The 16,918-nt window shown below is 60.3% G+C and carries 18 protein-coding genes; 9 read left to right on the top strand and 9 right to left on the bottom strand.

All coding sequences use genetic code 11. The annotated features are described in order from the left end of the window. Positions 1-28: 28 nt before the first annotated feature. Positions 29-709: a leucyl/phenylalanyl-tRNA--protein transferase gene (gene aat, locus TX23_RS16475; protein WP_057703113.1), complete on the bottom strand. Its 681-nt coding sequence runs from the start codon at positions 707-709 to the stop codon at positions 29-31. A gap of 498 nt (positions 710-1,207) precedes the next feature. On the opposite strand from aat, the gene ftsK reads away from it, so the two are divergent. The 6 genes from ftsK to cysG are packed head-to-tail and all read left to right on the top strand — an operon-like array spanning position 1,208 to position 8,709. Next, entirely contained in the window at positions 1,208-3,616 is a 2,409-nt protein-coding gene (gene ftsK, locus TX23_RS16480) for a DNA translocase FtsK (protein WP_057703114.1), read from the top strand. A 54-nt stretch (positions 3,617-3,670) separates the two neighbouring features. Then, entirely contained in the window at positions 3,671-4,294 is a 624-nt protein-coding gene (gene lolA, locus TX23_RS16485) for an outer membrane lipoprotein chaperone LolA (protein WP_057703115.1), read from the top strand. A gap of 27 nt (positions 4,295-4,321) precedes the next feature. Further along, entirely contained in the window at positions 4,322-5,647 is a 1,326-nt protein-coding gene (locus TX23_RS16490; RefSeq protein WP_057703116.1) for a replication-associated recombination protein A, read from the top strand. Beyond that, positions 5,644-6,018: a fluoride efflux transporter CrcB gene (crcB, locus tag TX23_RS16495; RefSeq protein WP_003192080.1), complete on the top strand. Its 375-nt coding sequence runs from the start codon at positions 5,644-5,646 to the stop codon at positions 6,016-6,018. The genes TX23_RS16490 and crcB overlap by 4 nt, the downstream gene beginning before the upstream one ends. A 15-nt stretch (positions 6,019-6,033) precedes the next feature. Beyond that, on the top strand, positions 6,034-7,314 hold the full coding sequence (gene serS, locus TX23_RS16500) for a serine--tRNA ligase (protein WP_057703117.1): 1,281 nt from the start codon (positions 6,034-6,036) through the stop codon (positions 7,312-7,314). Then, the gene (cysG, locus tag TX23_RS16505; RefSeq protein WP_057703118.1) at positions 7,315-8,709 is read left to right on the top strand and encodes a siroheme synthase CysG; all 1,395 of its coding nucleotides are present in this window, start codon (positions 7,315-7,317) and stop codon (positions 8,707-8,709) included. It abuts the gene before it with no gap. A gap of 106 nt (positions 8,710-8,815) precedes the next feature. Here cysG and TX23_RS16510 read toward each other — a convergent pair whose 3' ends face one another. The 6 genes from TX23_RS16510 to tusD all read right to left on the bottom strand — a co-directional run bounded on the left by TX23_RS16510 (position 8,816) and on the right by tusD (position 12,252). Then, the gene (locus TX23_RS16510; protein WP_057703119.1) at positions 8,816-9,811 is read right to left on the bottom strand and encodes a glutathione S-transferase family protein; all 996 of its coding nucleotides are present in this window, start codon (positions 9,809-9,811) and stop codon (positions 8,816-8,818) included. Between the two features lie 88 nt (positions 9,812-9,899). Beyond that, entirely contained in the window at positions 9,900-10,901 is a 1,002-nt protein-coding gene (locus TX23_RS16515) for a glycosyl transferase family protein (RefSeq protein ID WP_057703120.1), read from the bottom strand. Then, positions 10,898-11,233, bottom strand: a complete 336-nt coding sequence (locus TX23_RS16520; protein WP_057703121.1) for a TusE/DsrC/DsvC family sulfur relay protein — start codon at positions 11,231-11,233, stop codon at positions 10,898-10,900. Before TX23_RS16520 ends, TX23_RS16515 begins: the two co-directional genes overlap by 4 nt. Beyond that, positions 11,230-11,508 carry a sulfurtransferase complex subunit TusB gene (gene tusB, locus TX23_RS16525; RefSeq protein WP_057703122.1) on the bottom strand — a complete coding sequence of 93 codons (279 nt, stop codon included), beginning with the start codon at positions 11,506-11,508 and terminating at the stop codon, positions 11,230-11,232. Before tusB ends, TX23_RS16520 begins: the two co-directional genes overlap by 4 nt. Beyond that, entirely contained in the window at positions 11,508-11,858 is a 351-nt protein-coding gene (gene tusC, locus TX23_RS16530) for a sulfurtransferase complex subunit TusC (protein WP_057703123.1), read from the bottom strand. The genes tusB and tusC overlap by 1 nt, the downstream gene beginning before the upstream one ends. Position 11,859: 1 nt before the next feature. Further along, positions 11,860-12,252, bottom strand: coding sequence for a sulfurtransferase complex subunit TusD (tusD, locus tag TX23_RS16535; RefSeq protein ID WP_057703124.1), 393 nt, complete (start codon positions 12,250-12,252; stop codon positions 11,860-11,862). A 156-nt stretch (positions 12,253-12,408) separates the two neighbouring features. On the opposite strand from tusD, the gene TX23_RS16540 reads away from it, so the two are divergent. Next, a complete protein-coding gene (locus TX23_RS16540) occupies positions 12,409-13,584 on the top strand; it encodes a CaiB/BaiF CoA transferase family protein (protein ID WP_057703125.1) in 1,176 nt (391 codons plus the stop codon). An 86-nt stretch (positions 13,585-13,670) separates the two neighbouring features. Here TX23_RS16540 and TX23_RS16545 read toward each other — a convergent pair whose 3' ends face one another. Both TX23_RS16545 and TX23_RS16550 read right to left on the bottom strand, forming a co-directional pair. After that, complete coding sequence (locus TX23_RS16545) at positions 13,671-14,165, bottom strand: SprT family zinc-dependent metalloprotease (protein ID WP_057703126.1); 495 nt, start codon at positions 14,163-14,165, stop codon at positions 13,671-13,673. 128 nt (positions 14,166-14,293) lie between these two features. Continuing rightward, a complete protein-coding gene (locus tag TX23_RS16550) occupies positions 14,294-14,896 on the bottom strand; it encodes a Yip1 family protein (protein ID WP_057703127.1) in 603 nt (200 codons plus the stop codon). A 362-nt stretch (positions 14,897-15,258) separates the two neighbouring features. Here TX23_RS16550 and ttcA point away from each other — a divergent pair, with 362 nt between their 5' ends. Together ttcA and TX23_RS16560 are read left to right on the top strand one after the other, a co-directional pair. Continuing rightward, entirely contained in the window at positions 15,259-16,083 is an 825-nt protein-coding gene (gene ttcA / locus TX23_RS16555; RefSeq protein WP_014718888.1) for a tRNA 2-thiocytidine(32) synthetase TtcA, read from the top strand. A 67-nt stretch (positions 16,084-16,150) separates the two neighbouring features. Continuing rightward, the gene (locus TX23_RS16560; RefSeq protein WP_010209632.1) at positions 16,151-16,822 is read left to right on the top strand and encodes a DNA-3-methyladenine glycosylase I; all 672 of its coding nucleotides are present in this window, start codon (positions 16,151-16,153) and stop codon (positions 16,820-16,822) included. Positions 16,823-16,918 lie beyond the last annotated feature (96 nt).

The raw sequence follows: 16,918 nt of genomic DNA on the forward strand, positions 1-16,918 counted from the left end.
AAGTGTAAGCCAGGTAGGCGAAAGTCGCCTATGAAACCCACGGTCCAGAGCTGGGTTGGTCCAAATGTTTGCGCAGCAAATCGGCAAAGTCGCTGCGTGATATGGCGCGGGCACCGAGGCTGTGCAGGTGATCATTGGGCATCTGGCAGTCGATCAGCACAAAGCCCCACGCCTGTAATTGACGGGTCAAGGTGGCGAAACCGAATTTCGAGGCGTTGTCGGCGCGGCTGAACATGGATTCGCCAAAAAACAGCTGGCCCATCGCCAGGCCATACAGGCCGCCAACCAGTTCGCCCTGGTCCCACACTTCCACAGAGTGGGCGTAGCCGCGCTGGTGCAGCGCAAGGTAGGCGTCCTGGATGCCCTCGGTGATCCAGGTGCCATCCGCGTAGGCGCGCGGTGCTGCGCAGGCCTTGATGACGGCGGCGAAATCCTGATCGAAGGTCACGGTATAACGCTGTTGGCGCAATAACTTGCCGAGGCTGCGGGATACGTGCAGTTCGTCGGGGAAGATCACCGTGCGCGGGTCGGGTGACCACCAGAGGATGGGCTGACCTTCGGAGAACCACGGGAAGCAGCCATGGCGATAGGCCTGGATCAGGCGTTCGGCCGACAGGTCGCCACCGGCGGCGAGCAGGCCGTTGGGTTCGCGCATGGCCTTGGCCAGGGGCGGGAAAGTCAGGTTGTCGCGTTGTAACCAGGTCAGCATGGCATCCAGGCTTACGGAAGGGGAGGGGAGAGACAGACAAGGCGTCTGTCACACAAGCGTTGATTATTGTCGACCCGGCGCCAGGGGGCCAGCCCGATTAAGCTGTGATTGCGCATTAGCATGAGCGGGTGTTTCTGCAACTCTGTGCATAAGGCGCGGTCGTAATCGGGTCTGGCACATGCCAGCCATTTGCCAAGTTTGCCTGGATTGCCAGATACAGCTCATAAGCCTTTGTCAGCAAAGGCAATGCATGCTCAAATTGACCAGGCTTTGATACGTCAATTGCCAAGGCTGCCAGGTGAAGGCAAGTGTGTGGCATCGCGCACGCAAACCCGTACAATGCGGCCATTGTGGCGTTATCGCCATTTCACCTATCCATGACCTGGTGTTAAAAGTAGATTCAGCAACATACGTTCATTTTTCAGCTGCTCGGGATAGAGCAGTCATGTGTCGTCATTCAACAGATGGACGCGCTAAAGGCGCAGGAAAAGACCCGTTTTGAAGAAATCCGCCGCAGCACCCAAAGCAGCAGTCGTACCGGCCTGGCGCCAGCACCTGCATTACCGACTCAAGGAAGGCGCACTGATTGCCATCGGTGCCCTGTGCCTGTTCCTGATGATGGCCTTGCTCACCTATGGCAAGGACGATCCGGGCTGGAGCCATAACAGCAAGATCGACGATGTGCAGAATTTCGGTGGGCCGGTAGGGTCCTACAGCGCCGATATCCTGTTCATGATCCTGGGGTATTTCGCGTACATTTTCCCGCTGCTGCTGGCGATCAAAACCTGGCAGATCTTCCGCCAGCGTCACGAGCCATGGCAGTGGAGCGGCTGGCTGTTCTCCTGGCGCCTGATCGGCCTGGTGTTCCTGGTGCTGTCCGGCGCGGCGCTGGCGCATATCCACTTCCATGCACCGACCGGCTTGCCGGCAGGCGCGGGCGGGGCTCTGGGCGAAAGCCTTGGCGACCTGGCACGCCGTACACTGAATATCCAGGGCAGCACCCTGATGTTCATCGCGCTGTTCCTGTTCGGCCTCACGGTATTCACCGACCTGTCATGGTTCAAGGTGATGGACGTGACCGGCAAGATCACCCTCGACCTGTTCGAATTGTTCCAGGGCGCCGCCAACCGCTGGTGGGCCGCCCGTGTCGAGCGCAAGCAAATGGTGGCGCAGCTGCGTGAGGTCGACACCCGTGTCAACGAGGTGGTGGCTCCAAGCACGCCGGATCGGCGCGAGCAGGCCAAGGTCAAGGAACGCTTGATCGAGCGCGAGCAGGCCCTGAGCAAGCACATGTCGGATCGCGAGAAGCAGGTACCGCCAGTGATCGCTCCGGCACCGCCCAAAGCGCCAGAACCCAGCCATCGCGTACAGAAAGAGAAACAGGCCCCGCTGTTTATCGACAGCGCCGTCGAAGGCACCTTGCCGCCGATCTCGATTCTCGACCCGGCAGAAAAGAAACAGCTCAATTATTCCCCCGAATCCCTGGCGGCTGTCGGCCATCTGCTGGAAATCAAGCTCAAGGAGTTCGGCGTCGAAGTGTCGGTGGATTCGATCCATCCGGGCCCTGTGATTACCCGTTACGAAATCCAGCCGGCCGCCGGTGTAAAAGTCAGCCGAATTTCCAACCTGGCCAAAGACCTGGCGCGTTCCCTGGCCGTGACCAGCGTGCGTGTGGTTGAAGTGATCCCCGGCAAAACTACCGTGGGTATCGAAATTCCCAACGAAGACCGCCAGATCGTGCGTTTCTCCGAAGTGCTGTCGACTCCCGAATACGACAATTTCAAATCGCCGGTCACCCTGGCCCTCGGCCACGACATCGGCGGCAAGCCGGTGATCACCGACCTGGCGAAAATGCCTCACCTGCTGGTAGCCGGTACCACCGGTTCCGGTAAGTCGGTGGGTGTGAACGCCATGATCCTGTCGATCCTGTTCAAGTCCGGGCCGGATGACGCCAAGCTGATCATGATCGACCCGAAAATGTTGGAACTGTCGATCTACGAAGGTATTCCGCACCTGCTGTGCCCGGTGGTCACCGACATGAAGGACGCTGCCAACGCCCTGCGCTGGAGCGTTGCCGAGATGGAGCGTCGCTATAAGCTGATGGCCAAGATGGGGGTTCGTAACCTGTCGGGCTTCAACGCCAAGGTCAAGGAAGCTCAGGACGCCGGCGAGCCGCTGACCGACCCGCTGTACAAGCGCGAAAGCATTCACGACGAGGCCCCGCTGCTGACCAAGCTGCCGACCATCGTGGTGGTGGTCGACGAATTCGCCGACATGATGATGATCGTCGGCAAGAAGGTTGAAGAACTGATCGCCCGTATCGCCCAGAAGGCGCGTGCTGCCGGTATTCACTTGATCCTTGCGACTCAGCGCCCGTCGGTGGATGTGATCACCGGCCTGATCAAGGCCAACATCCCGACGCGTATGGCGTTCCAGGTATCGAGCAAGATCGACTCACGGACCATCATCGATCAGGGTGGCGCCGAGCAACTGCTGGGCCACGGTGACATGCTCTACATGCCGCCGGGCACCAGCCTGCCGATCCGTGTGCACGGTGCTTTTGTGTCCGATGACGAAGTACACCGCGTGGTCGAAGCCTGGAAACTGCGCGGCGCACCTGAATACAACGACGACATCCTCGCGGGCGTCGAAGAGGCTGGCAGCGGCTTTGACGGTGGCAGCGGCGGTGGCGACGACGATGCCGAAACCGACGCGCTGTACGATGAAGCTGTGGCCTTCGTGCTCGAAAGCCGTCGCGCCTCCATCTCTGCGGTGCAGCGCAAGTTGAAAATCGGCTACAACCGCGCTGCCCGCATGATCGAAGCCATGGAACACGCTGGCGTCGTCACCGCAATGAACACCAACGGCTCGCGTGAAATCATCGCCCCCGGGCAGATGCGCGACTGATCCCGTGCCGCGTGGCAACACGCGGCACGCTCTGACTACTCAATGAGGACTCCCATGCGCTTTATCCGCATGCTGTTGTTGCCGGCACTGGCCCTGACTGCTGTTTCGGCCCACGCTGACCCGGCTTCCGTCGCCAGCCTGAAGAACCTGCTGGACAAATCCCAGACCCTGACGGCGCGCTTTTCCCAGCTGACCCTGGATGCCGGCGGCACCCAGTTGCAGGAAACCGCCGGTGAAATGGCCGTGCAGCGCCCGGGGCTGTTCTATTGGCATACCGAAGGCAAGGCTGAGCAGACCATCGTTTCCGATGGCCAGAAAGTCACCCTCTGGGACCCGGACCTGGAGCAAGCGACCATCAAGAAGCTTGATCCACGCCTGAACCAGACCCCGGCACTGCTGCTGTCGGGTGACGTGTCGAAAATCAACGACAGCTTCGACGTCACTTCCAAGCAGACCAGCAACGTCATCGAGTTCACCCTCAAGCCAAAATCCAGGGACACGCTGTTTGACTCGCTGTCCCTGTCGTTCGGCAACGGTGTGATCAATAACATGCGCCTGATCGACAGCGTTGGCCAGCGCACCGATATCCTGTTCTCCGGGGTCAAGGCCAACCAGCCGGTGCCCGCGTCCAAGTTCAAGTTCGACATCCCCAAGGGTGCCGACGTAATCCAGGAATAACCTGCCCAGAGGTTTCAAGCGCTGCCCATGGATCTGTTTCGAAGTGACCCGATTGCCCAGCCCCTGGCCGCACGCTTGCGTTCGACCAACCTGGATGAGTACGTCGGTCAGGAACACCTGCTCGCTCGCGGCAAGCCGTTGCGCGAAGCCCTGGAGCAGGGCGCGTTGCATTCGATGATTTTCTGGGGGCCGCCGGGCGTGGGTAAAACCACCCTGGCGCGGCTGCTGGCGAAAGTCTCGGATGCCCACTTTGAAACGGTCTCTGCGGTACTCGCCGGGGTCAAGGAAATCCGCCAGGCGGTGGAAGTCGCCAAACAGCAGGCCGGCCAGTACGGCAAGCGCACCATCCTGTTTGTCGACGAAGTGCATCGCTTCAACAAGTCGCAGCAGGATGCGTTCCTGCCGTATGTTGAAGACGGCACCTTGATCTTTATTGGTGCCACCACTGAAAACCCTTCGTTTGAGCTCAACAACGCCTTGTTGTCGCGAGCGCGCGTCTACGTGCTCAAAAGCCTGGACGAAGCGGCGATGCAAAAGCTGCTGCAGCGGGCCTTGAATGAAGACAAAGGCCTGGGCAAGCGCCATCTGAGCGTCAGTGAAGAGGGCTTCAAGATCCTGCTGACCGCCGCCGATGGCGATGGCAGGCGTTTTCTCAACCTGCTGGAGAACGCCTCGGACCTGGCCGAAGACGGCGGCGAAATTGGCGTCGACCTGTTGCAAAGCCTGTTGGGTGATACGCGTCGGCGCTTCGACAAGGGCGGTGAAGCGTTCTACGACCAGATTTCCGCGCTGCACAAGTCTGTGCGCGGCTCCAACCCGGACGGTGCGCTGTACTGGTTTGCGCGCATGATCGACGGCGGTTGCGATCCGCTGTACCTGGCCCGTCGCGTGGTGCGCATGGCCAGCGAAGACATCGGCAATGCCGACCCGCGTGCCCTGAGCCTGTGCCTCGCCGCCTGGGACGTGCAGGAGCGCCTCGGCAGCCCCGAAGGCGAGCTGGCCGTGGCTCAGGCCATCACTTACCTGGCCTGCGCACCCAAAAGCAATGCGGTTTACATGGGCTTCAAGTCGGCGCTGCGGGCGGCGGCCGAACATGGCTCGCTGGAAGTGCCGATGCACTTGCGCAACGCGCCGACCAAACTGATGAAGCAGTTGGGTTACGGTGACGAATATCGCTACGCCCATGACGAACCGGATGCCTATGCGGCCGGCGAAGACTACTTCCCCGATGCGCTGGAACCGTTGCCGCTCTACCAGCCGGTGCCCCGTGGCCTGGAGCTGAAGATCGGTGAAAAGCTCAATCACCTGGCCCAACTCGACCGTCTGAGCCCCAGAAAGCGGAGAAAATCATGATTCCTTTGGTGGTTGCCGTCTCGGCTGGAGGTATCGCCGGTACACTGCTGCGCTTCGCCACCGGTAATTGGATCAATGCCAATTGGCCGAAACACTTCTATACGGCGACGCTCGCCGTTAATATCGTGGGCTGCCTGTTGATCGGCGTGTTATACGGCCTGTTTTTGTTACGCCCGGAAGTGCCTGTCGAGGTACGTGCCGGCCTGATGGTTGGCTTTCTTGGCGGCCTGACGACTTTTTCATCCTTTTCACTGGATACCGTGCGCCTGCTGGAAAGCGGGCAAGTGCCGCTGGCGATTGGCTATGCGGCCATCAGCGTATTCGGCGGGCTGCTCGCCACCTGGGCTGGCCTGTCCTTGACCAAACTTTGATAACGAGAGACCGACATGCTCGATTCCAAACTGTTACGTAGCAACCTTCAGGACGTAGCGGACCGCCTGGCATCCCGTGGCTTTGCCTTGGATGTTGCGCGCATCGAAGCGCTGGAAGAACAGCGCAAGACCGTCCAGACCCGCACCGAAGCACTGCAGGCTGAGCGTAATGCGCGTTCCAAATCCATTGGCCAGGCCAAACAGCGCGGTGAAGACATCGCGCCGTTGATGGCGGATGTCGAGCGTATGGGCACTGAGCTGTCCGACGGCAAAATCGAGCTGGAAGGCATCCAGACCGAGCTGGATTCGATCCTGCTGGGCATTCCGAACCTGCCCCACGAATCCGTACCGGTCGGCGAAGACGAAGACGGCAACGTTGAAGTTCGCCGTTGGGGCACGCCCAAAGCCTTCGATTTCGAGATCAAGGATCATGTGGCCCTGGGTGAATTGACCGGTGGCCTGGATTTCGAGACCGCGGCAAAAATGTCCGGTGCCCGTTTCGCCTTGCTGCGTGGCCCGATCGCGCGCATGCACCGTGCGCTGGCCCAGTTCATGATCAACCTGCACACCGGCGAGCACGGCTACGAAGAAGCCTACACCCCGTATCTGGTCCAGGCGCCGGCGTTGATGGGCACCAGCCAGCTGCCGAAATTCGAGGAAGACCTGTTCAAGATCACTCGTGACGGCGAAGCCGACCTGTACCTGATCCCGACGGCCGAAGTGTCGCTGACCAATATCGTCGCCGGCGAAATCCTCGACGCCAAGCAACTGCCGTTGAAACTGGTTGCCCACAGCCCGTGCTTCCGTAGCGAAGCCGGTGCGTCGGGTCGCGATACCCGTGGCATGATCCGCCAACACCAGTTCGACAAGGTCGAGATGGTTCAGGTAGTAGAACCGTCGACCTCCATGGAAGCTCTGGAAGGCCTGACCGCCAATGCCGAACGCGTGCTGCAACTGCTGGAGCTGCCTTATCGCGTACTGGCGTTGTGTACTGGCGACATGGGCTTCAGCGCCGTGAAGACCTACGATTTGGAAGTGTGGGTGCCGAGCCAGGACAAGTACCGCGAAATTTCGTCGTGCTCCAACTGCGGTGATTTCCAGGCCCGTCGTATGCAGGCGCGTTTCCGTAACCCGGAAACCGGCAAGCCGGAGTTGGTGCACACCCTTAACGGTTCGGGCCTGGCCGTAGGCCGTACCCTGGTGGCCGTGCTGGAAAACTACCAGCAGGCCGACGGTTCGATCCGTGTGCCTGAGGTGCTCAAGCCGTACATGGGCGGCGTTGAGGTCATCGGCTAAATGGAATTTCTGCCGCTGTTTCATAACCTGCGCGGCAGTCGAGTGTTGGTCGTCGGTGGCGGGGAGATTGCCTTGCGCAAATCCCGGCTGCTGGCCGACGCCGGTGCGTTGCTGCGGGTGGTTGCTCCCCAGATCGAAGACCAGTTGCGTGAACTGGTACTGGGCAGTGGCGGAGAACTGATTTTGCGCGGTTACCAGGAGGCCGACCTTGAGGGTTGCACCCTGATCATCGCGGCAACGGACGATGAGCCGCTGAACGCGCAAGTGTCCAGTGAGGCCAAGCGCCGTTGCGTGCCGGTCAACGTCGTGGACGCGCCGGCCTTGTGCAGCGTGATCTTCCCGGCGATTGTCGACCGGTCACCCTTGGTGATTGCGGTGTCCAGCGGCGGCGACGCGCCGGTATTGGCGCGCTTGATCCGTGCCAAGCTGGAAACCTGGATACCTTCCACCTACGGCCAACTGGCCGGTTTGGCGGCGCGTTTTCGCGCCCAGGTCAAAGGTTTGTACCCGGATGTGCAGCAGCGCCGGGCGTTCTGGGAAGAAGTGTTTCAGGGGCCGATTGCCGACCGTCAACTGGCTGGGCAGGGCGCTGAAGCTGAGCGCCTGTTGATCGAAAAGGTCAATGGCGCGCCACCTTATGCCCCCGGTGAGGTGTACCTGGTGGGGGCGGGCCCGGGCGACCCGGATTTGCTCACCTTTCGTGCGTTGCGCCTGATGCAGCAGGCCGATGTGGTGCTGTATGACCGCCTTGTGGCGCCAGCAATCCTGGAACTATGCCGTCGTGATGCCGAGCGCGTGTATGTCGGCAAACGGCGTGCCGATCACGCTGTGCCCCAGGACCAGATCAACCAGCAATTGGTGGACCTGGCCAAGCAAGGCAAGCGTGTGCTGCGCCTCAAGGGCGGCGATCCGTTCATTTTTGGACGTGGTGGCGAAGAGATCGAGGAATTGGCGGCCCATGGCATCCCGTTCCAGGTGGTGCCGGGGATTACGGCGGCCAGTGGTTGCGCGGCGTATGCGGGCATTCCGCTGACGCATCGTGACTATGCGCAATCGGTGCGCTTTATCACTGGGCACCTGAAGAACAACACCTCGGATCTGCCCTGGCAGGACCTGGTCGGGCCGTCGCAGACTCTGGTGTTCTACATGGGCTTGATTGGCTTGCCGATCATTTGCGAGCAGTTGATCAAGCACGGGCGCGCGTCGAATACCCCAGCGGCACTGATCCAGCAGGGCACCACGTCCAACCAGCGCGTGTTTACCGGCACCCTGGCGGACTTGCCGCGCATGGTGGCGGAGCATGAAGTACATGCGCCGACACTGGTGATCGTGGGTGAGGTAGTGGTGCTGCGCGAGAAGCTCAAGTGGTTCGAGGGCGCCCAGTCCCAAGTCTGACCTCAAAAGCATCGGGGGCAAGCCCCCTCCCACATTGGAATGCATTCCAAGTGTGGGAGGGGGCTTGCCCCTGATGAGGCCATCTAATTACAACCGATGATCCGGATTAGCCAAAGACACCTTTACCTGGCAGCCGCGCTCTATCATGGCTGTTATCAAACCCCTGCAACGGCCCCTTCGGCACAATCCCCGTCGGGTTGATCGTGCGATGGCTGGCATAGTAATGCCCCTTGATATGCTCGAAATTCACAGTCTCGGCCACGCCTGGCCACTGATATATCTCCCGCAGCCAGTTCGACAAATTCGCATAATCGGCGATCCGCCGCAGGTTGCATTTGAAGTGGCTGTAGTACACCGCATCAAAACGAATCAGCGTGGTGAACAGCCGCACATCGGCTTCGGTCAGGTACTCGCCGGCCAGATAACGATGGCTGCCCAGATGCTGTTCCAAATGATCCAGCTCGGCAAACACATCATCAAACGCACTTTCATACGCCTGTTGTGAGGTGGCGAAGCCTGCGCGGTACACGCCGTTGTTCACAGCGGGGTAGATGCGTTCGTTGAGGCTGTCGATGGTCGAATGCAGGGCTTGGGGATAGAAATCCAGGGTATTGCCGGTCAGCTCATTGAACGCGCTGTTGAACATGCGGATGATCTCCGCCGATTCGTTGCTGACGATGCGCTTGAGCTTTTTATCCCACAGCACCGGCACGGTGACGCGGCCGGTGTAGTCGGCAGTATCGGCGGTGTAGCGCTGGTGCATGAAGTCCAAACCGTCGAGCGTGTCACCGCTGGAGCCGTGAGCCTTGTCGAAGGTCCAGCCGTTTTCCAGCATCAACCAGCTGACCACTGAGACATCGATCAGGCTTTCCAGACCTTTGAGCTTGCGCAGGATCAGGGTGCGGTGCGCCCAGGGGCAGGCCAGGGACACGTAGAGGTGGTAGCGACCGGCCTCAGCCTTGAAGCCGCCTTCGCCACTCGGGCCGGGCGCGCCATCGGCGGTCACCCAGTGGCGGCGTTGTGCCTGTTCCCGTTGAAAAGCGCCGTCTGCGCTACTTTCGTACCACTGGTCTTTCCACTGTCCTTCGATCAGCAAACCCATGACTGGCTCCTTGGCTGTTAAACGTTGGAGCCCAGTCTAAAGGGATGAGTTCGAACTAAAAGCGCAAAGACCGGGGGTGAATGATCGATTAAATCGATTTATTCCGCGCATCCCAGTATTGCTGGGCCAATTCAAACGCCTGTTGCCGCGGGTGACCAAGACCGCGCAGCGCCAGGGCCATGGTGGCGATCAGCGCCAGTTGCGGGTAGCTGTCCTCGATCTCGCCGCGCCACAACCCTTTCAACTGTTCAGGCTCAAGCGTCGCCGGTTTGACGTGACGCTGGGCGGAAAGGGCGGGCCACTCTTCGTCCCAGCTCTGGCCGCCGGTGGTGCCATACAGGTGGCTGACGGTGTCGGGGTTTATCTCGATCTCGCCGCCGTCACCCTTGACCACAATCACATTGTCCCCGAGCAGGCCGCTGGCATCACGATGTACGCCCTGATAGCCCGGATGGAAAATACTCTGCAGGCCGCAACGTGCATTCAGCGGGTTAAGCAGCCGCGCCAGGGAATGGATGGGCGAGCGCAGGCCCAGGGTGTTGCGCAGATCGATCATGCGTTGCAACTGCGGTGCCCAGTCGCCCAGCGGGATAAAGGCCAGGTTGCCGTGCTCGAAGGCACTTCCCACCTGCTGCCAATTGCGGCACAGCGGGATCTGTAATGTCTCCAGCAGTTGCTCGGTGTACAACCGGCCCGCCGTGTGGGCGCCGCCGCCGTGCATCAGGATGCGCACACCGTTTTGCGCCAGGCACTTGGCTGCGAGCAGAAACCACGGCAGATGACGCTTTTTGCCGGCGTAGGTGGGCCAGTCGATGTCCACGTTCAACGCTGGTGCGTGCAGGCGTTCGCGTACCGCTTCGGTGAAACCGGCCAGTTCTTCCGGGCTTTCTTCCTTATGGCGCAGTAGCATCAGGAAGGCGCCGAGCTGAGTGTCCTCGACCTTTTCGTCAAGCAACATGCCCATGGCTTGCCGCGCTTCTTCGCGGGTGAGGTTGCGCGCGCCGCGCTTGCCTTTGCCAAGGATGCGCACGAACTGTGCAAAGGGGTGCTCTTCGGGCGTTGTGAGGGTCAGTGGGGCGAAGTCGGTCATAAGCAATTCGTCGGCCTGGGCAGGCCCGCCAGCTTGGCGGCGAGTTTGGCGGGAGTGCCGTTAAATAGTTTGTTGAGGTGCAGGCTGTTGCCCTTTTCCGGGCCCAGTTTCAAGGCGGTGTACTTGATCAGCGGGCGTGTGGCGGGGGACAGCTGGAATTCGCTATAGAACTGGCGCAGCAGCATGAGGATTTCCCAGTGATCCGCGCTCAGCTCCAGGGCTTCAGCCGCGGCCAGGGCGTGCGCCACTTCATCGGACCAGTCATTGAGATCGACAAGATAACCGTCCTTGTCCAGCTCCAGGCTGTGCGTACCTACGGTCAGGGTGTTCATAGCCAGGTGTTGACCTTGTCGTAGTCGATCGACAGTTGCACGAAGCCTGGATAATCCACGCTGTCCGCCCAGTCGGGAAGCGGCAGGTTGCGCGCCAGCATGTCTTCGGCCAGTACAAACACCTTTACGCCTTTGCTTGGCAGGGCGGGTGTGTGCAGCGCGTAGGCACCGTCGCCACACAGCAGGATAGCGTCCTGAGCGCCGCAGATGCGCAGGCAGCTGTCGAGGCGGCTGTCGGTAAAGGGGGAGTGAGATACCACATGTAAAGTCGACATCAGAGGGTAATCACCTGGTCGTAACGATCAATCAGCTCGCCAATGGTTTGGCTGTCCAGCGTCTGCGCGTTGGCGGGCGGCAGCAACCCGCGTGCGGACAGGCTGTGGCCGCACGCGAATACGTCATCAACGCCGAACAGGCCCAATGCCTGCAGGTTGGCACTCAGGTCTTTTTGTTGCACGGCCTTGGCAGCCTGATGCGGCGCCAGTTGGAACACACCGTCATCCAGAAACAGCAGACCGATGGGCAGGTCAAACGCACCACCGGCCAGCACGATATCCAGCGCTTCCCGCGCACTCGGCCCGGACCACGGGGCCTGGCGGCTGATCACCAATAGGGATTTGGACATGTCACGGCCCTCCAAAACAGATCAGGCGGTCGGCATCCTGGATCGCGTCATGCAACTGCCCAAGGCCTGATAACGCCCAGGGTGCCTCCAGATTCACGGCGCTGCGTTGATAGCGCGTAGCCTCTTCGGCATTCAGCACACCACGGCGCAAGGCGGCGGCGATGCACACCACACCGTCGAGCTGGTGCTGGCTGACGAACTCGCGCCATTGGCGCGCAATGTCTGGCTCGTCCTGGGGCGCAACGACGTTACTGGACGCGCTGTACACGCCATCCTGATAAAAAAACAGCCGCACAATCTCATGCCCGCCGGCCAACGCTGCCTGCGCGAACAACAGGGCGCGGCGCGAGGAGGGCGCGTGGGCGGCGCTATACAGTGCAATCGCGAACTTCATGGAAGACTCTGCCAACAAACGTCGGCCAATGATAAAGCCGCCGCCGCGAAAAAGCCCGCCGTGATCAAAACGGTCACTGTGGTTGATCGTTCTGACGATTGCCGGTAGGCGCCCGGCTGCCTAGTCTGTGGTGATCGCAACCCGAATGGAGTCTTTATGTCTGGTCCCTTGGCGTCCCTTAAAGTGCTGGATTTTTCCACCTTGCTGCCCGGCCCGTTTGCCTCCCTGATGCTGGCGGACATGGGCGCCGAGGTGCTGCGTATCGAATCGCCCACGCGTATGGACCTGTTGCGGGTATTGCCGCCCCATGACCGGGGTACTTCGGCCAGCCATGCGTATCTGAACCGCAACAAGCGCAGCCTGGCCCTGGACCTCAAGCAGGCCGAGGCGGTGGAGATCGTGCGTGAGCTGATCAAGGGCCATGACATCCTGCTCGAACAGTTTCGCCCAGGGGTCATGGAGCGCCTGGGGCTGGGTTATGAGGCGTTGAAGGCGATCAATCCCGGGTTGATTTATGTGTCGATTACCGGCTACGGCCAGACCGGCCCTTATAAGGATCGCGCCGGGCACGATATCAACTACCTGGCGTTGGCCGGCGTGGCCAGCCATACCGGGCGCCAGGACACCGGCCCGTTGCCTCTGGGCGTACAGCTGGCGGATTTGGCTGGCGGTTCGCTGCACGCCGTGGTGGGCTTGCTGGCGGCGGTGATTGCCCGGCAGCAGAGTGGGGTGGGCCAATACCTGGATGTGAGCATGACCGATTGCTCGTTCAGCCTGAACGCCATGGCTGGGGCCGGTTACCTGGCTTGCGGGGTCGAGCCTGGGTGGGAGAACCATGTGCTCAATGGCGGGAGTTTCTATGACTACTACCGCACACGCGATGGGCGCTGGATGTCGGTGGGCAGTTTGGAACCGGGGTTCATGCAGCGGCTGTGCGCGGCCTTGGGGCGGCCGGAACTGGCGGCATACAGCGTGACGCCCGAACGCCAGGCCGTGCTCAAACAGGCGTTGCAGGTGGAGTTCGAGAAGCGCAGTTTTGACCAGTTGTGTGAGTTGTTTGCCGGGGTGGATGCCTGTGTTGAGCCGGTGTTGAGTTTGAGCGAAGCGGTGGAGCATCCACAGTTGAAGGCGCGGGAGCTGGTCAGCCAGGTGCCCCGGGGTGATGGCTCGACACAAGCGCAATTGGCCTGCCCGCTGAAGTTCTCAGAGGGGTTGCCGGCGCCCAGGCATATTGGAGTGGCGGTGGGGGCGCACAGTGATGAGGTGCTGGCGGAGTTGGGGTTCGGTATTGAGCGGATAGAGCAATTGCGGCAGGCCAAGGTTGTAGGTTGACTGAGCCGACGCTTTCGCAGGCAAGCCACATTTTGATTGTGTTCACAGATCCAAATGTGGGAGCTGGCTTGCCTGCGATGAGGCCCTTATTCCACCCGCGTTTCTCCAGTGAACACCAAGGTCTGCCGACACCGCCGACACAAATACCGCCGCCCCTGGTTCACCAGGCCATGGCGTTGCGCCGAAAACGGAAAATCGCTGTCCGCACAGGGGCACCGATAGATATAACGGGTCACCTGGCGGCGCTTGACTTCATAGGTATGGCAACGATCCGGCGGCAGTTCATAAACCCCGCGCATGATCAGTTGCCATTCCTCGCCATGGGGCTGGATACGCTCGCCAAACAGTTGGTGGGCAATCAGGTGCGCCACTTCGTGGGCCACGGTTTGCTTGAGAAAGTGTTGGCTGTTTTCACGGTACAACTGAGGGTTGAAGCGCAGCAGGTTCTCGTGCAAATGCGCGACACCGGCTTTCTGGCCCCGCAGCTTGAGGCTGACCTGGGGGCGTTTGAAGCTTCGTTTGAAAAAGGATTCGGCTTGCAGGAAACAATCTTCGACGCGGGTATTGAGTTGCTCGGGCATGCTGTACAAATCTCCAGAGGCGCCCAGTATGCCGCAAAGCAGGGTGTTTCCGAATCTGTCAGGCGCCGAATGGTCATGCATAACGCACAAAGCCACCTTGCGGTGGCTTTGTCTGCGAGTTGAGTGGCTTAGCTGGTGTAAATCGGCCCGACGCCCAGGCCCCAGACGATTACGGTAAACGCCATGATCGCCACCAGTACCACCAGGCCCACGGCCAATACCGAACTGGAAAACAGGAAGCCTTCGTCCGGGTCGATACTCATGAAGGTCGGCAGCCCCACATACAGCAGATACACCGTGTAGCAAATCGCCGCCGTGCCCACGACCATGCCCAGCCACATATGCGGGTAGAGCGCCGCCAGCCCGCCGATAAACAAGGGTGTGGCGGTATAAGTGGCAAACGCCACACAGCGTGCCATGCTGGGGCTGGCGTCGTAGGTGCGCGCCATCCAGTGAATGAACGCGCCCATCACTGCCACGCCGCCAAGCATGGCCGCGTAGGACATGAGTGTCATCCACAATGCGCTTTCCTGAGTCAGCATCACCGGTGCGCGGTTGCCGATGACCCAGCCAACCTGAGTGGTGCCAATAAAGGCGGAAATGGCGGGGATCGCCGCGAGAATCAGGGTATGAGTGAGGTACATGTGGCCGATGCTTTCTTCTTTATCGCCACGGATTTCCCGCCATTCCTGGTCGGGATGGGTAAACAGCCCCACGACGTGATGGATCATGCCAGTCACTCCTGTCGTTATTACCATCGCCCCCCATCGGAGCGCCCACGGGCCAAATGGCCTGAAAGGTCTGGATAGATGTGCGACCTCAAGTCGCAGTATAGGAAGGGATGACCGGAATAACCGTAGGGCCTTTAGAGCAAATTGCGCTGTAAACAGGCGGGCTAATCGCGGAGGGGTCTGTAAGGATTCATGCGATCCAGTGGGGGAGCTGGCTTGCCTGCGATGGCGGCCTGTCAGGACCGCAGGTGTGGACTGGCACACCGCTATCGCAGGCAAGCCAGCTCCCACATTGGAACTTCGTCAGTCTTGCCGGTAAAATGCTGCGCTTTTCGTCACACACCTTTGCGGATCCAAGCGCCATGGGCACTCTTACAGTCAACCAGAACAAGCTGCAAAAACGCCTGCGTCGCCTGGCCGGTGAAGCGGTCGCCGATTTCAACATGATCGAGGACGGCGACAAGGTCATGGTCTGCCTTTCCGGCGGCAAAGACAGCTACACCATGCTCGACGTGTTGCTGCACCTGCAAAAGGTCGCACCGATCAAATTCGAGATCGTGGCGGTCAACATGGACCAGAAGCAACCCGGTTTCCCCGAGCATGTGCTGCCGGCCTACCTGAAAGAACTGGGCGTCGAGTACCACATCGTCGAAAAAGACACCTACTCGGTGGTCAAGGAACTGATCCCGGAAGGCAAGACCACCTGCTCGCTGTGCTCACGCCTGCGCCGTGGCACGCTGTATACCTTTGCCGATGAGATCGGCGCGACCAAGATGGCCCTGGGTCATCACCGCGATGACATCGTCGAAACCTTCTTCCTCAATATGTTCTTCAACGGCTCGCTCAAGGCCATGCCGCCCAAGCTGCGCGCCGACGACGGACGCAACGTAGTGATCCGGCCGCTGGCGTATTGCAACGAGAAGGACATCCAGGCGTATTCCGACTTCAAGCAGTTCCCGATCATTCCCTGCAACCTGTGCGGCTCCCAGGAAAACCTGCAGCGCCAGGTGGTCAAGGAGATGCTGGTGGACTGGGAGCGCAAAACCCCCGGGCGTACCGAAAGTATCTTCCGCAGCCTGCAGAATGTGATCCCGTCGCAACTGGCCGATCGCAACCTGTTCGACTTCACCAGCTTGAAAATCGATGAGACGGCAGCCTCGCGTTTCGTCAATGTAGTGAACCTCTGAGCCGCATCGAGGCTCTAGTAAACGGCGCTTGCGGGCGCCGTTTTCAATTCAACTGCCAGGAGAGGGCATGCGCGATTACAAGTGGCTGCACGAATATTGTCTGAACCGCTTCGGTTCGGCGGCCGAGCTGGAAGCCCATCTGCCTGTGCCCAAAACCCCGGCGCAATTGCGCAAGATCAGTGATGACCGCTATCTGTCGACTCTGGCACTGCGCGTCTTCCGTGCGGGCTTGAAGCACAGTGTGGTCGACGCGAAATGGCCGGCGTTTGAGCAGGTGTTTTTCGGCTTCGATCCGGAGAAAGTCGTGCTGATGGGCGCCGAGCACCTGGAGCGGCTGATGCAGGACACCCGCATCATCCGCCACCTGGGCAAGCTCAAGAGTGTGCCGCGCAATGCGCAGATGATTCTGGATATCGAGCAGGAAAAGGGCAGCTTTGGCGCGTTTGTCGCCGATTGGCCGGTCACCGATATCGTCGGGCTATGGAAATACCTGAGCAAACACGGCCATCAACTGGGTGGGCTGTCGGCCCCGCGTTTCCTGCGCATGGTGGGCAAGGATACGTTCGTGCCGAGCTATGACGTGGTGGCAGCGTTGAATGCGCAGAAGATCGTCGACAAGGCGCCGACCAGCCTGCGGGACCTGGCGACGGTGCAGGGTGCCTTCAACCAGTGGCATGCCGAAAGTGGGCGGCCGATGTGCCAGCTGTCGATGATGTTGGCCTATACCGTCAACCATTGATCACTGTAGGAGCGAGCTTGCTCGCGAAGAACCTGAGGACAACGCGTAAAACCTGCATGAGCGCGTTATCGTTGACGATCTTCGCGAGCAAGCTCG

The organism is Pseudomonas paralactis (genome assembly GCF_001439735.1).
Classification (GTDB): domain Bacteria; phylum Pseudomonadota; class Gammaproteobacteria; order Pseudomonadales; family Pseudomonadaceae; genus Aquipseudomonas; species Aquipseudomonas paralactis.

Bases quoted from the DNA above. Each gene is read 5' to 3' on its own strand.
- aat (WP_057703113.1), bottom strand. From the start codon at position 709: ATGCTGACCTGGTTACAACGCGACAACCTGACTTTCCCGCCCCTGGCC.
- lolA (WP_057703115.1), top strand. From the start codon at position 3,671: ATGCGCTTTATCCGCATGCTGTTGTTGCCGGCACTGGCCCTGACTGCT.
- TX23_RS16490 (WP_057703116.1), top strand. From the start codon at position 4,322: ATGGATCTGTTTCGAAGTGACCCGATTGCCCAGCCCCTGGCCGCACGC.
- crcB (WP_003192080.1), top strand. From the start codon at position 5,644: ATGATTCCTTTGGTGGTTGCCGTCTCGGCTGGAGGTATCGCCGGTACA.
- serS (WP_057703117.1), top strand. From the start codon at position 6,034: ATGCTCGATTCCAAACTGTTACGTAGCAACCTTCAGGACGTAGCGGAC.
- cysG (WP_057703118.1), top strand. From the start codon at position 7,315: ATGGAATTTCTGCCGCTGTTTCATAACCTGCGCGGCAGTCGAGTGTTG.
- TX23_RS16510 (WP_057703119.1), bottom strand. From the start codon at position 9,811: ATGGGTTTGCTGATCGAAGGACAGTGGAAAGACCAGTGGTACGAAAGT.
- TX23_RS16515 (WP_057703120.1), bottom strand. From the start codon at position 10,901: ATGACCGACTTCGCCCCACTGACCCTCACAACGCCCGAAGAGCACCCC.
- TX23_RS16520 (WP_057703121.1), bottom strand. From the start codon at position 11,233: ATGAACACCCTGACCGTAGGTACGCACAGCCTGGAGCTGGACAAGGAC.
- tusB (WP_057703122.1), bottom strand. From the start codon at position 11,508: ATGTCGACTTTACATGTGGTATCTCACTCCCCCTTTACCGACAGCCGC.
- tusC (WP_057703123.1), bottom strand. From the start codon at position 11,858: ATGTCCAAATCCCTATTGGTGATCAGCCGCCAGGCCCCGTGGTCCGGG.
- tusD (WP_057703124.1), bottom strand. From the start codon at position 12,252: ATGAAGTTCGCGATTGCACTGTATAGCGCCGCCCACGCGCCCTCCTCG.
- TX23_RS16540 (WP_057703125.1), top strand. From the start codon at position 12,409: ATGTCTGGTCCCTTGGCGTCCCTTAAAGTGCTGGATTTTTCCACCTTG.
- TX23_RS16545 (WP_057703126.1), bottom strand. From the start codon at position 14,165: ATGCCCGAGCAACTCAATACCCGCGTCGAAGATTGTTTCCTGCAAGCC.
- TX23_RS16550 (WP_057703127.1), bottom strand. From the start codon at position 14,896: ATGATCCATCACGTCGTGGGGCTGTTTACCCATCCCGACCAGGAATGG.
- ttcA (WP_014718888.1), top strand. From the start codon at position 15,259: ATGGGCACTCTTACAGTCAACCAGAACAAGCTGCAAAAACGCCTGCGT.
- TX23_RS16560 (WP_010209632.1), top strand. From the start codon at position 16,151: ATGCGCGATTACAAGTGGCTGCACGAATATTGTCTGAACCGCTTCGGT.